Source organism: Hafnia sp., assembly GCF_036648275.1.
Classification (GTDB): domain Bacteria; phylum Pseudomonadota; class Gammaproteobacteria; order Enterobacterales; family Enterobacteriaceae; genus Hafnia; species Hafnia alvei.
The window spans coordinates 1-12,793 of record NZ_JAVXIQ010000050.1; the positions used below are offsets into that span (position 1 = coordinate 1).

Genomic DNA, 12,793 nt, shown 5'->3' on the forward strand with positions numbered 1-12,793 from the left:
TCGGCAAGCAAAAAACACCCATCCCCCCACTAAACTAAATTCCCCCCTAAAGTTTTCTAAAGCCCCGCCGATATCCCTTCTATCCGACGTACCGAGAATGAGAAACCATGTTAAACCGTATAAAAGTTGTCACCAGTTTGCTGTTGGTGCTGGGGTTGTTTGGTATTTTGCAAATGACATCCGGAGGATTGTTCTTTAACGCCCTGAAAAACGACAAGGAAAACTTCACTGTTTTACAAACCATCCGCCAGCAGCAGTCCACGCTGAATGGTAGCTGGGTAGCATTACTCCAAACGCGAAATACGCTTAACCGTGCGGGCATCCGTTACATGATGGATGTGAATAAAACCGGTAGCGGTGCGACGGTGGATGATTTGCTGCAAATTGCCAAAACCTCTCTGCAGCAGGCGGAAGGACGTTGGGGGGAATACGAGGCGCTGCCTATCGACCCACGTCAAAGCCAAGAGTCTGTCGAGCAGCTAAAGCGTAATTACGACATCTTGCACGGTGCATTATCTGAGCTAATCCAACTGCTTTCTACCGGCAAAATCAATGAGTTCTTTGACCAGCCGACGCAAGGTTATCAAGACGGATTTGAGAAAAGTTATGTCGATTATCTGGTGCAAAACGATCGTTTGTATCAGGAAGCGGTGAACGACAATAACAGTTCGTACAGCATGGCAATGTGGATTTTGATCGGCGTGCTTGCGCTGGTGGCCGTTGCGATTGTTCTTGTCTGGTTCGGTATTCAAAGAACGTTGATTGTTCCGCTAAATCGCCTGATCGATAGCATCAAACATATCGCGGGCGGCGATTTGGCGCGCAGCATTGACGTGCATGGCACCAATGAAATGGGGCAGCTCGCCGCCAGCCTAAAACACATGCAGGGTGAACTGGTTCGCACCGTAGGTAATGTGCGTCAAGGTGCTAATGCGATCTACAGCGGCGCGAGCGAAATTTCAGCTGGCAACAACGATCTCTCTTCTCGTACCGAGCAACAGGCGGCCTCACTGGAAGAAACGGCAGCCAGCATGGAACAGCTGACTGCAACGGTGAAACAGAACGCCGAAAATGCACGTCAGGCGAGCCATCTTGCGCTTAGCGCATCTGAAACGGCACAGAAAGGCGGCAAAGTTGTGGCGAACGTAGTGCAAACCATGCATGACATCGCAGGAAGCTCACAGAAGATTGCTGATATCACCAGCGTCATCGACGGTATTGCTTTCCAAACCAATATTCTGGCACTGAATGCGGCGGTTGAAGCGGCACGAGCCGGTGAACAGGGGCGTGGGTTTGCGGTGGTTGCGGGTGAAGTACGCAATCTGGCGCAGCGCAGTGCTCAGGCAGCGAAAGAAATCAAAGGTCTTATTGAAGACTCAGTAAATCGTGTCGATATGGGGTCAGTGCTGGTCGAAAGCGCGGGCGAAACCATGGGCGATATCGTCAGTGCGGTGACTCGCGTGACGGACATTATGGGCGAAATCGCATCGGCCTCTGATGAGCAAAGTCGCGGTATCGATCAGGTTGGTCAGGCAGTGTCTGAAATGGATCGCGTGACCCAACAGAACGCCGCGTTGGTGGAAGAGTCCGCATCTGCGGCTGCCGCTCTGGAAGAACAGGCCAGCATGCTGACGCAGGCGGTTTCAGTATTCCGCATCCAGCATGATTTCAAAGAAGACATCAGCGAAAGTCGTAGCGTTAAGCCTGTGATTGCCACTCCGGCGCCTCGTGCTATTGCGGCGACCGATGCGGGCGATAACTGGGAAACCTTCTAAACACCGTAGTCACAAAAATGAAAGGGTGGCAAAGACCACCCTACCTGCATAGCGGGGATAAGCTGAAGCACTTTTTTACTCTTCATTCTTCAGGCTACGGCATGGATGAATGTTTCAAGTGAACTGCACCTTGAAATCTATTGAGTATGTATCTCCACGCGTGTGGCGACGCTGATGACAAAGCCGCTACACGCGTTGGGAATAATTAAAACGTGACAGCGCCGGGACCCTACAAATGAACCGGCCCAAAAGGAAAGCATCGTGTTTAATCGAATCCGAGTATCAACCAGTCTGTTCCTGCTGCTTATGCTGTTCTGCCTGCTGCAATTGGGATCTACCGGCTTGTCATTTATGTCGATTCGTTCCGATAACAACAACTTTTCTAACGTGCAGGTGGTTAACGATCAGCGTGAAGCGCTGAATCAGTCATGGGTGGCGTTATTACAGGCGCGCAATACGCTTAACCGAGCGGGTACTCGTGCCGCACTCAAGGTGCCACAGGAGAAAGTCAATGAGCTGATGGCGGGAGCCCGTTCATCATTGCAGAAGGCTGATCTCTATTTTAACCAGTTCTTGGCTGTTCCTCGTGTCACGAAGGAAGGCGTGGAGCTGACAGAAACAACCAAGCAGAGCTACGAAAAATTACGTACCACGTTGCGAGAACTCATTGTTCTGCTGGAACAAGGCGATCTACAAGGTTTTATGGATCAGCCGACGCAAAAAATACAAGACCTGTTTGAAGTGCAGACGCAGGCCTATACCCAGCATGTTGATGATGTACTGGCAAAAACGGCAACCGAAAACAAAAACGCCTACACCCTCTCAATGCTGATGGTCGCGGGTGCCATTGCCATGCTGATTGTCGTCGTTTTGAGTTCGCTGTATTGGCTACGAAAAATGCTGATTTCTCCGCTGAATACTATGCGTGACCACTTTGACCGCATAGCAGAAGGCGATTTATCAGGTGAAATCAAAGTTTTTGGGCGTAATGAGCTCAGCTTATTGTTTGCTAGCTTGCAACAAATGCAGCAGTCGTTGGCGAAAACCGTATTAACCGTCCGTCAGGGTTCCGACGCTATTTATAACGGCCTACAAGAGATCGCCTCAGGCAATAACGATCTCTCCTCGCGTACGGAGCAGCAAGCGGCGTCGCTGGAAGAAACGGCAGCCAGCATGGAACAACTCACGGCAACCGTAAAACAGAATGCGGATAACGCACGTCAGGCGGCTCGCTTGGCGAAAGAAGCCTCAGGTACGGCGACTTCAGGTGGCGAAATCGTCGGTAACGTTGTGCGCACCATGCATGAAATTGCTAGCAGCTCACAGAAAATCGGTGATATCACCAGCGTTATCGACGGCATCGCTTTCCAGACCAATATTCTTGCGTTGAACGCGGCGGTTGAAGCGGCTCGGGCGGGAGAGCAGGGGCGCGGTTTTGCGGTCGTCGCTGGGGAAGTGCGTAATTTGGCGCAGCGCAGCGCGCAGGCGGCCAAAGAGATTAAAGGGCTGATCGATGATTCAGTCAACCGAGTGAAGCAAGGATCTGCCTTAGTTGAAAATGCAGGTAATACCATGGAAGAGGTGGTGCGCTCGGTCGCTCGCGTCACCGACATCATGGGCGAAATTTCCTCTGCTTCCGATGAACAAAGCCGAGGCATCGAACAGGTTGCTTTGGCGGTAACGCAAATGGATCAGGTGACGCAGCAAAATGCGGCACTGGTCGAAGAAGCTGCATCAGCGACACAGGCGGTGGAAGAGCAAGCAAATGCACTGACACGCTCTGTTGCCGCGTTCCATCTGGTATCAGCACCCGCTGCGAGAGTTGTTGATGATCGTATCGCAACATCAACGCAGAAGCTGCCCAAGGACAAAGATGTATGGCAACCGATTTAGCAGGACTAAAGCGGTAGTTAATGGTGAACGACCTTGGGTCGTTCGCCCATTGTAAATTGGGTGAGTGATGGCGAATTTATTTACACAGTCAGGAAACGATGATGTTCAGACTCCCGCATTGATGATGCAGAGAGTCCCCTTGGCAGACGTTCATTTTCGTCGCATCAGTCAGCTTATTTATCAACATGCCGGCATTGTATTAGCCGACCACAAACGGGAAATGGTTTATAACCGGCTGGTTCGACGCCTTCGAGCGTTGAATCTGAATGATTTTGGCGCCTATTTAGCACTTTTGGAAAGTAGCCAAAGTCACGGTGAATGGCAGACGTTTATTAACTCACTAACCACTAACTTAACGGCTTTTTTTCGCGAAGCGCACCATTTTCCCATTTTGGCGGAACATGCGCGCAAACGTCCGCACAATTATTGTGTTTGGAGCACGGCGGCATCGTCAGGTGAAGAACCCTACTCGATTGCCATGACGTTAGCAGAAGCATTGGGTACCACGCCGGTCGGGCCACAGGTTTGGGCCAGCGATATTGATACTCAGGTGTTGGAAAAAGCCGTGCGTGGCGTTTATCGGCAGGAAGAAACTAAGCACCTCACGCCGTCTCAGCTCCAGCGTTTTTTTCTGCGAGGGACGGGGCCGCAGCAGGGCTTTGTGCGTGTTCGACCTGAATTAGCACAGCGAGTGCATTTTCAAATGCTCAACTTGCTGTCGCCGCAGTGGGATTTACCGGGGCCGTTCGACGCCATATTTTGTCGTAACGTGATGATCTATTTTGATAAAGAAACTCAGGCTCGCATTCTCCATCGTTTTATCAAATTGCTGAAACCTGGTGGATTGTTGTTTGCAGGTCATTCGGAAAACTTTAGCCATATCAGCCAAGAGTTTTATTTGCGCGGACAAACCGTGTATGGGCTGTCCAAGGAGAGTCGATGAGTAAAATTCGGGTGTTGTGTGTTGATGACTCGGCGCTGATGCGTCAGCTGATGACGGAAATCATTAATAGTCATCCCGATATGGAAATGGTCGCAGTGGCACAAGATCCGCTGGTGGCGCGCGATCTGATTAAAAAATTTAACCCTCAGGTGCTAACGCTTGACGTAGAAATGCCGCGCATGGACGGCATTGATTTCCTTGAAAAGCTGATGCGTCTCAGGCCGATGCCGGTGGTTATGGTGTCTTCACTGACGGGAAAAGGATCGGAAATCACGCTGAAAGCGCTGGAGCTAGGGGCAGTGGATTTCGTCACTAAGCCTCAACTGGGTATTCGCGAAGGAATGCTGGCCTACAGCGAAATGATTGCCGATAAAGTGCGGGCGGCGGCGAAAGCGCGCCTGCCAGCACGCGGTTCTCTGCCGGTGAAGCCCGCGACGCTTAGCCATACGCCGCTGCTCAGCAGTGAAAAGCTGATTGCTATTGGCGCATCCACCGGTGGCACTGAGGCCATTCGCCATGTGCTTCAGCCTTTGCCTACCACCAGCCCGGCATTGCTGATCACTCAGCATATGCCACCGGGGTTCACTCGCTCATTTGCTGAGCGACTGAATAAGCTTTGCCAGATCACGGTGAAAGAGGCAGAGGAGGGAGAGCGAGTGTTACCCGGCCATGCCTATATTGCGCCGGGTGATATGCACCTTGAACTAGCACGTAGCGGCGCGAACTACATCGTGCGGCTGCATCAAGGACCGGCGGTTAACCGCCATCGTCCTTCGGTCGATGTGCTGTTTGATTCGGTGGCACGCTATGCAGGGCGAAATGCGGTAGGGGTGATCCTCACCGGAATGGGGAATGACGGTGCGGCGGGGATGCTCAAAATGCATCAGGCAGGGGCTTATACCATCGCGCAAAACGAAGCCAGCTGCGTGGTATTTGGTATGCCAAGAGAGGCCATTTTAACGGGCGGCGTCGATGAAGTGGTCGATCTGCAACAAATCAGTCAGCGTATGCTGACGCAAATTAGTGCCGGACAGGCACTGCGTATTTAACGTTCCCTGAGTAGGGGACCTTTGAGGAGTCAGTATGGCGGATAAAAATCTGCGTTTTCTCGTTGTTGATGATTTTGCCACAATGCGCCGCATCGTGAGAAACCTGCTTAAAGAGCTGGGTTTTAATAACGTAGAAGAAGCGGAAGATGGCGCAGATGCTTTAACCAAGCTACGCGCTGGCGCATTTGATTTTGTGGTATCTGACTGGAACATGCCAAACATGGACGGTCTACAACTGCTACAGGCGATTCGGGCCGATGGAAGCCTCGGCGCGTTGCCGGTGCTAATGGTGACGGCAGAAGCGAAAAAAGAAAACATTATTGCCGCCGCGCAGGCGGGAGCCAGCGGTTATGTGGTTAAACCGTTTACGGCAGCAACGTTAGAAGAAAAGCTGAATAAGATTTTTGAAAAGTTGGGGATCTAAGGAGTCACAATGAACGAACATCCTATGCCCGCAACTGATGCGGCCACTGCCAACGATATTATTGCTCGAATTGGGCAATTGACGCGCATGCTGCGTGACAGCTTGAAAGAGCTTGGTCTGGATCAGGCAATTGCTCAAGCGGCAGAAGCGATACCCGATGCCCGCGATCGTTTGGACTACGTGGTACAGATGACAGCACAGGCTGCCGAACGCGCATTAAACTGCGTTGAAGCTGCTCAGCCGCGCCAAACCTCATTGGAAAAAGGAGCGACCGATCTGAAAGTGCGTTGGGATGAGTGGTTTGCTAATCCTATCGAGCTTTCCGACGCGCGCGTATTGGTTTCTGATACCCGCAGTTATCTGGCTGCTGTTCCCGAACACACCTCATTTACTCATGCTCAACTGCTTGAGATCATGATGGCGCAGGATTTCCAAGATCTTACCGGTCAGGTTATTAAGCGCATGATGGGTGTGGTTCAGGAGATCGAGAAAGAGCTATTGGCGGTGTTGGTTGAAAATATCCCAGATGTTTCAGCTAAGCCTAAACGCGAAAACGATGGCTTACTCAATGGCCCACAGATGAACCAAAACGGCCCTGGCATTGTGGCAAATCAGGAGCAGGTTGATGATTTGTTGGGAAGTTTAGGGTTTTAACGAAAGAAGCAGCGGTATCGTGATAGCAATGCCGCTGCTTATCATCAACGTCGCGCTAAAATAACACTATAGATACTTGTGCAAGGCCCCGTTTTCAGCCGTAAACATTATTCTGCCGGTATCCCTAAAATCGCAATAATCTCCCCACGATTGCTGACCAGATCGGCAAGCGTGTAATTTTCCATCGCAGTTAAAAAGGCTTCCATCCCCACTTTCAATGCGGCCTGTAATTGACATATCTTAATCAGTTTGCAACCCGGTGAATGGCAGTCAATGCCGTTCAGATTGCTCTCCAAGGCGCGAATGACCTGACCGATATTGATGTCTGCGGCGGGTTTGCCTAGCTCAATACCGCCGCCTTTGCCGCGTACTGCGTGGATATAGCCCAACCCGACCAACTGTGCGACGACTTTCACCATATGATTACGCGAGATATCGTAATGGCCGGCGATTTCACCCACGCTGGTGCGCTGACCATAGGGCATGGAGGCCAGATACATCAAGGCTCGTAGGCCGAAATCGGTGTAAGTCGTTAATTTCATGAAGTCGCTAGTGAGTGAGAATATTAACTCTGTTTATAACATAATTATGGCGCTTTTGGCTGAGCTCATGGCAATAAATAGTAAAGTTAAATCTTTTTTAACAATTAGTGGCAATAATATTAACACTGTCATTATACTGTCATTATCAAGCAGTAAATTTTCATTAGGCGACAGCAGTATTCACACTAACGCAGGTTATTGAACCAGCAGGTTTGTGAGGAGCGCGGATGAGACAGTCCTTACCTGGGCTAGCACGATGTCAAACAAGAATCAAACAGCAGGCTGTCTGTGACAGCAAGAATGTCGACTCAGCAAAATCTGCGTCACGGCTTTACTCCCCACTCAATAGTTTAACTCTCCTATCTGTTCCACCCCTATTACGACTGCGCGCCGCAGGGATTAGCTTCGCGCGCGTGTTCGTATCAAGCAGGTTAACCCTCACTGAGGAGGTTAGCGGATAAACGAGTGACAGTTCGTTCATGAAACGTGGAATGACGATTGAAACCAACTGTAAGGTGCCAAAATGGGAAAACAGAAAGCTGTTATCAGAGCGCGTCGTGAAGCTAAACGTGTCGTAAAACGTGATGGTCGTAGTCAACGTCAGCGCGAGGAAGATCAGGCTGCCTCTCTGGTTCAGATGGGCGGTATCGAAACCATTGGCATGGCGCGGGAAAAACGCGATAACGCGCCAGTCACGGCCAGAACGGAAGCGCAGGTCGCTTATCTGTCTGCAATTGAATCCAAACAGTTAATCTTTGCCACCGGCGAAGCGGGCTGTGGCAAGACCTTTATTAGCGCAGCGAAAGCGGCGGAAGCACTCATCCATAAGGAGGTTGATCGCATTATTGTCACACGTCCTGTGCTGCAGGCCGACGAAGATCTCGGTTTTCTGCCGGGTGATGTTTCCGAGAAGTTTGCGCCTTATTTCCGCCCAGTCTATGACGTGTTGGTGCGGCGTTTAGGGGCTTCATTCCTGCAATATTGTCTGCGCCCTGAAATCGGCAAGGTAGAAATTGCGCCTTTTGCCTATATGCGTGGCCGTACCTTTGAAAATGCCTTTGTGATCCTTGATGAAGCACAAAACGTCACCGCCAGCCAAATGAAAATGTTCCTGACTCGTCTGGGGGAGAATGTCACCGTGGTGGTTAACGGCGATATAACCCAGTGTGATTTACCTCGCGGAGTGAAATCCGGCCTCGAAGATGCGCTGCAACGCTTCACTGAGGATGGGATGGTGAGTATCGTCCGCTTTGACAGCCAAGACTGCGTTCGCTCGGCGCTTTGCCAGCGCACCTTAAACGCATACCAATAAGTTTTGTCGTTAATCCTGTTTGCTTCTCAGGGCCACTTTCGGGTGGCCTTGCTTATTTAATCCTCTACACATAACACTTCTATGATGTATTTGTGACAATCGTGCGCACAGATCTTATCCTGTTGGTATCTCAGTTTTTTTGGTGAGCATGAACTATGTCTACCGCAGTTTTTTTGGCCGTACTTTGCGCGGCACTACTGCATGCAAGTTGGAATACGTTGGTTAAGATTGGTGAGGAGCGCTTTGTCGGCGTGGCGCTGATTGCGGTGTTTTCCGGTGCGGTATCACTCTGCGGTTTGGCGTGGGTAGGGTTACCCAATATGGCGTCGTTGCCGTGGCTATTGCTGTCTCTGGTATTACATACTGGGTATTGTCTATTTCTCAGTCGCGCTTATGGGCAAGGTGACTTAGGGCAAATTTATCCGTTAGCGCGAGGCAGTGCGCCGCTGCTGGCGATGATCCTCAGCGCGCTGTTTCTACGTGAGTACCCGCCGCTATTAGGCATCATCGGTGCCGTGGTTTTAGTGGCCGGAGTTTTGCTGATGGCGCTACGCGGTGGTGGCAGCACAAAATTGAACGCCAAAGCGGTGCGATATGCGCTTATTACGGCCATGTTTACCGCGGGCTATACGCTTTCTGATGGTGCCGGCGCGCGCGCCGCACAAGCGCCGTTAACCTATACGTTATGGCTGTTTACGCTTAACGGCGTCATTATGTTGCCGTTGCTATGGGCTCATCAACGAGGGAAAACGTGGGTACAGATCAAGTGTAACTGGCGAGCCGGATTGGCTGGTGGAGCAATGTCGCTGCTCGCTTACGGCATCGTCATTTGGGCACTGACACAAGCTCCGATTGGTGTTGTTGCGGCTCTGCGTGAAAGTAGTGTGTTGTTTGCGATGATTTTCTCGGTATGGCTGCTCAAAGAGCCCATGGGGAGAGCCAGAATCGCCGCGAGTCTCGTGATTGTTACGGGCGTGATGCTATCGCGGTTGGGGTAAAACCTGAGGATCTAGCCAATAAAAACGGCGCGATAATCGCGCCGTTTGACATGAAGTGGGACGACTACAGGAAGATCGTCATCAGATAAGCGGCGAATAACGCTAAATGCGCCGCACCGTTCAGTACGTTAGTGCGCCCAGTGCTGAATGACACCTGACACAACATCAGTGCGGCAACCATAACGACCATCTGTGGCGCGTCCAACGCAAAGATCAGCGGCTGACCGGTTAGCGTTGCGATAATAGTTACTGCAGGCACCGTCAGTGAAATGGTTGCCAGCACAGAACCAAAGAACAGGTTCATCGCGCGCTGTACCTGATTTGCTAGAACCGCCTTTAACGCTCCTAAACCCTCTGGTGATAAAATCAGCAATGCAACCAAGAAGCCGGTGAACTGCTTCGGCGCGTCCAGCGTACTCAACAGGCTTTCCAGCGGATTGGCGTTAAACTTAGTCACCGCGATAACCGCAATAAGATGTACGATCAGCCATCCCGCGTGCCATGCGCTGCTGTGCGCTGATGGCTTGCCATGATGGGGATCGGCAGGGTCATCACCATCGTCTTCATGTTCATAGACAAACAGGCTCTGATGGGTTTTAGTCTGAATCAGCAAGAATACGCCATACATCGCCGCAGAGATTGCCGCAATCATCAGCGCCTGACCGGTAGTGAAATTGCCGTTAGGGAACGTCATTGGCAGTACCAGTACGATGATCGCCAGAGGGATCAGCGTAATCAGGTATTGCTTAATGCCGGCCAGATTTACAAACTGGGTGGCAAATTTACGTCCACCCAGCAGCAAAGAGAAGCCAACCAGACCACCGGTGACGATCATCACTATAGAGTAGAGTGTGTCACGCATTAACGCAGGGGCGGCGTCTCCCGTAGCCATCAGCGCAGAGATTAAGCTGACTTCGAGGATAACCACAGACAGGCTAAGAATTAACGAACCGTAGGGTTCACCCAAACGGTGAGCCAGCACGTCAGCATGACGTACTACGCTAAAGGCACTACTCAGGATAGCGATCAGTGCCAGAATATTGATGCCAGCGATAGCAGGTAAATTCTGGGTATTTCCCCAAAGAGCAAGAACGACTAAGGCAATAACAGGTAGGGCTAATGAGTACTCGCTATGCCGCGTTTTCACTCGGCATGCTTCAGTTTCTGACTTCATTATGATTATTCTCCATATCACTAGGCGCAGGCGGTCAATCGCAAAGCTTCATCGTAAAACTCAATCAATAGTTCGATAAAACTATGTACAGCCTATCAAAAAAAACGATTTTCTCGATTAGTTTTTACTTAGCTTTACTTATTTTATGCATTTTTATCACGGTCTGCTGACTTAAATCATGATAGCAGCGCGGCAATAAGCTGTTGCAAAGGTTCCATTGTGTTATAGGGTGGTTCAATCGTTTATTTGCATGGTTAGAGAGAACTGATTTTTTGATAAGGAGTTTAATTTCTATCGCGACTAATAACTTTCTCATTACTATTCTATTTTGAACATCGCGGAGGAGCGGCAAGAACATGACAGATGCAGGCCAATGGATTTCTGATTACGGCTATATTGCGGTGGTTGTCGGCAGCATTATTGAGGGCGAAACGATTGCATTTTTAGCGGGTATTGCTGCGCATAAACATTTGCTGTCTTATCCGCTGGTTTTACTGCTCACGTTCGTGGGCGCGACGGCGGGAGACTTTACCCTCTATATGGTTGGACGTCGATTTGGTACGCAAATCTTGAGTCGTTTTCGCCGCCAGCAGAAAAAAATACAGCGCTTTCAACAGCGAGTGCGCGAGCATGAAACATGGCTGATCTTGGGGATGCGTTTTGCTTATGGATTCCGCACCGTTGGGCCGATTATTATCGGTTCATCTGGCGTTAAGCTGCGTAAATTTGTCCTATTTAATGTTATAGGAGCCGCAGTATGGGCGTTTAGCGTGGTGACGCTAGGCTATGCAGCCAGTGAAGTATTATTCCGTCTATTTGCTCATGAGCACCAACGGCGGATTGCGTTTGTGGTGCTGATGGTGGCGCTATTGCTGATCTTGATTGGGGTTAAATGGTATCGGTCAAAACAGGCGGACAGTAACGATGCTTAGGCTGAAAAGTACGGCTATTTTTTCGGTCTATACTTTTCAGGTAGTTCAGGAACTGGGCGCTTGTCGTCAATGAGATGACGCACGGTGAGAATGGGGTGACGCCATAACATGCGCGGCCCAGACCAACGCATGATCTGTTTCATCTCTTCACGTTTGGACGGTTGATAGCAATGAACAGGGCACTGCTTGCAGGCGGGTTTATCTGTGCCAAAAATGCAACGGTCGAGGCGTTTGACCGCATAGGCGTAAAGCAGATCGTAGTGCTGTTCATCCGCCGTGGCCTCGGGGCAACGTCTCTGATATAGCGAAATCATTCTTCGAATGGTGAGTTTTTCCCTCTGAATACGATTGTCTGGCATGGCGGTTATTCCCCGGTTGGTACTCACTTTTCGATACGCATAATATATATTTATAATACATGTATTGGCTTGCGAGATACCATTCTTTCCTGCATTTTGATTAGATCATCGGAGGGATAGATAATCAGGAGCGCACCAGAGGTAATACCCACAAATAAAGCCGCCCAAATTGCCGCTGAAAATAGGCTAACGCAGTAAACCCTAAATCGTTTTAGCGGCAACATGCCTGCAGCAAGCGGAACCATATAGCGCAGCACCGCGATAAAACGCGAGCCAAATAGCACTAGCACGCCATTATTTTCCAATTTACGCCTTATATTTTGCAGCTTTTCTTCATGGCGAGTGAGTAATCCCGTAGACAATTTGTTGCGCATAATCAGCGCGCCGAAATGAAAACTCAGAATTGAACCTAGCGCTGCGCCTAGCGTAATGGCTAGCCATACTTCGCCAACCGTCAGGCTGGGTTGGCTAATGGAAATACTCGCCAGTAGCATCACTGACGCAGGTGGCAGCAAAGAAGAGAGGACGACGGTCGATTTGCTCAGTGCAATACCGAACAGCAATAAGAACAGGTGCGCCGGATAAAGGGCAAAATGTGCCAATAGCGGTTCTAGCCATGCCATGTTGTCCTCCTATTCGTATTAGTTTCATCGGGAAATAGGACTTTTGGCTAATGCTGGTCTAAAGCGCGATTTTAGGGGAAGTACACCGATGGGGTCGTAGCAGCTTTAGCTGCCG

At 50.3% G+C, this 12,793-nt stretch carries 13 protein-coding genes; 9 read left to right on the forward strand and 4 right to left on the reverse strand.

What is annotated here, in order from left to right; genetic code table 11:
- The first annotated feature begins 107 nt into the window (after window positions 1-107).
- The 6 genes from tsr (at window position 108) to cheZ (ending at window position 6,738) form a co-directional block, all read left to right on the forward strand.
- Complete coding sequence (gene tsr / locus RSC70_RS20425) at window positions 108-1,775, forward strand: methyl-accepting chemotaxis protein (RefSeq protein ID WP_008813168.1); 1,668 nt, start codon at window positions 108-110, stop codon at window positions 1,773-1,775.
- A 261-nt stretch (window positions 1,776-2,036) separates the two neighbouring features.
- Window positions 2,037-3,668: a methyl-accepting chemotaxis protein gene (locus RSC70_RS20430; protein ID WP_039187620.1), complete on the forward strand. Its 1,632-nt coding sequence runs from the start codon at window positions 2,037-2,039 to the stop codon at window positions 3,666-3,668.
- 67 nt (window positions 3,669-3,735) lie between these two features.
- Window positions 3,736-4,611: a protein-glutamate O-methyltransferase CheR gene (cheR, locus tag RSC70_RS20435; protein ID WP_008813170.1), complete on the forward strand. Its 876-nt coding sequence runs from the start codon at window positions 3,736-3,738 to the stop codon at window positions 4,609-4,611.
- Window positions 4,608-5,660 carry a protein-glutamate methylesterase/protein-glutamine glutaminase gene (locus RSC70_RS20440; protein ID WP_020303810.1) on the forward strand — a complete coding sequence of 351 codons (1,053 nt, stop codon included), beginning with the start codon at window positions 4,608-4,610 and terminating at the stop codon, window positions 5,658-5,660. Before cheR ends, RSC70_RS20440 begins: the two co-directional genes overlap by 4 nt.
- Window positions 5,661-5,694: 34 nt before the next feature.
- Window positions 5,695-6,084 carry a chemotaxis response regulator CheY gene (gene cheY, locus RSC70_RS20445; protein WP_004091454.1) on the forward strand — a complete coding sequence of 130 codons (390 nt, stop codon included), beginning with the start codon at window positions 5,695-5,697 and terminating at the stop codon, window positions 6,082-6,084.
- 9 nt (window positions 6,085-6,093) lie between these two features.
- Entirely contained in the window at window positions 6,094-6,738 is a 645-nt protein-coding gene (gene cheZ / locus RSC70_RS20450; RefSeq protein WP_004091456.1) for a protein phosphatase CheZ, read from the forward strand.
- Between the two features lie 107 nt (window positions 6,739-6,845).
- Here the strand turns inward: cheZ and RSC70_RS20455 are convergent, their stop codons facing one another.
- Window positions 6,846-7,280 (reverse strand): Rrf2 family transcriptional regulator, encoded by a 435-nt coding sequence (locus tag RSC70_RS20455; protein ID WP_008813173.1) that lies wholly within the window; start codon window positions 7,278-7,280, stop codon window positions 6,846-6,848.
- A gap of 523 nt (window positions 7,281-7,803) precedes the next feature.
- On the opposite strand from RSC70_RS20455, the gene phoH reads away from it, so the two are divergent.
- The gene (gene phoH / locus RSC70_RS20460) at window positions 7,804-8,592 is read left to right on the forward strand and encodes a phosphate starvation-inducible protein PhoH (RefSeq protein WP_004091460.1); all 789 of its coding nucleotides are present in this window, start codon (window positions 7,804-7,806) and stop codon (window positions 8,590-8,592) included.
- A gap of 155 nt (window positions 8,593-8,747) precedes the next feature.
- On the forward strand, window positions 8,748-9,590 hold the full coding sequence (locus RSC70_RS20465) for a DMT family transporter (protein WP_061060152.1): 843 nt from the start codon (window positions 8,748-8,750) through the stop codon (window positions 9,588-9,590).
- A 64-nt stretch (window positions 9,591-9,654) separates the two neighbouring features.
- Here RSC70_RS20465 and chaA read toward each other — a convergent pair whose 3' ends face one another.
- The gene (chaA, locus tag RSC70_RS20470) at window positions 9,655-10,764 is read right to left on the reverse strand and encodes a sodium-potassium/proton antiporter ChaA (protein WP_039187622.1); all 1,110 of its coding nucleotides are present in this window, start codon (window positions 10,762-10,764) and stop codon (window positions 9,655-9,657) included.
- A 356-nt stretch (window positions 10,765-11,120) separates the two neighbouring features.
- On the opposite strand from chaA, the gene RSC70_RS20475 reads away from it, so the two are divergent.
- Complete coding sequence (locus tag RSC70_RS20475; RefSeq protein ID WP_008813176.1) at window positions 11,121-11,696, forward strand: DedA family protein; 576 nt, start codon at window positions 11,121-11,123, stop codon at window positions 11,694-11,696.
- A 14-nt stretch (window positions 11,697-11,710) separates the two neighbouring features.
- Here RSC70_RS20475 and RSC70_RS20480 read toward each other — a convergent pair whose 3' ends face one another.
- The gene (locus RSC70_RS20480) at window positions 11,711-12,055 is read right to left on the reverse strand and encodes a nitrous oxide-stimulated promoter family protein (protein ID WP_039187623.1); all 345 of its coding nucleotides are present in this window, start codon (window positions 12,053-12,055) and stop codon (window positions 11,711-11,713) included.
- 50 nt (window positions 12,056-12,105) lie between these two features.
- Entirely contained in the window at window positions 12,106-12,678 is a 573-nt protein-coding gene (locus tag RSC70_RS20485) for a DedA family protein (RefSeq protein ID WP_332543447.1), read from the reverse strand.
- Window positions 12,679-12,793: the final 115 nt, after the last annotated feature.

Coding starts and splice junctions, on each gene's coding strand:
- tsr (WP_008813168.1), top strand. CDS start 108: ATGTTAAACCGTATAAAAGTTGTCACCAGTTTGCTGTTGGTGCTGGGG.
- cheR (WP_008813170.1), top strand. CDS start 3,736: ATGGCGAATTTATTTACACAGTCAGGAAACGATGATGTTCAGACTCCC.
- RSC70_RS20440 (WP_020303810.1), top strand. CDS start 4,608: ATGAGTAAAATTCGGGTGTTGTGTGTTGATGACTCGGCGCTGATGCGT.
- cheY (WP_004091454.1), top strand. CDS start 5,695: ATGGCGGATAAAAATCTGCGTTTTCTCGTTGTTGATGATTTTGCCACA.
- cheZ (WP_004091456.1), top strand. CDS start 6,094: ATGAACGAACATCCTATGCCCGCAACTGATGCGGCCACTGCCAACGAT.
- RSC70_RS20455 (WP_008813173.1), bottom strand. CDS start 7,280: ATGAAATTAACGACTTACACCGATTTCGGCCTACGAGCCTTGATGTAT.
- phoH (WP_004091460.1), top strand. CDS start 7,804: ATGGGAAAACAGAAAGCTGTTATCAGAGCGCGTCGTGAAGCTAAACGT.
- RSC70_RS20465 (WP_061060152.1), top strand. CDS start 8,748: ATGTCTACCGCAGTTTTTTTGGCCGTACTTTGCGCGGCACTACTGCAT.
- chaA (WP_039187622.1), bottom strand. CDS start 10,764: ATGAAGTCAGAAACTGAAGCATGCCGAGTGAAAACGCGGCATAGCGAG.
- RSC70_RS20475 (WP_008813176.1), top strand. CDS start 11,121: ATGACAGATGCAGGCCAATGGATTTCTGATTACGGCTATATTGCGGTG.
- RSC70_RS20480 (WP_039187623.1), bottom strand. CDS start 12,055: ATGCCAGACAATCGTATTCAGAGGGAAAAACTCACCATTCGAAGAATG.
- RSC70_RS20485 (WP_332543447.1), bottom strand. CDS start 12,678: ATGGCATGGCTAGAACCGCTATTGGCACATTTTGCCCTTTATCCGGCG.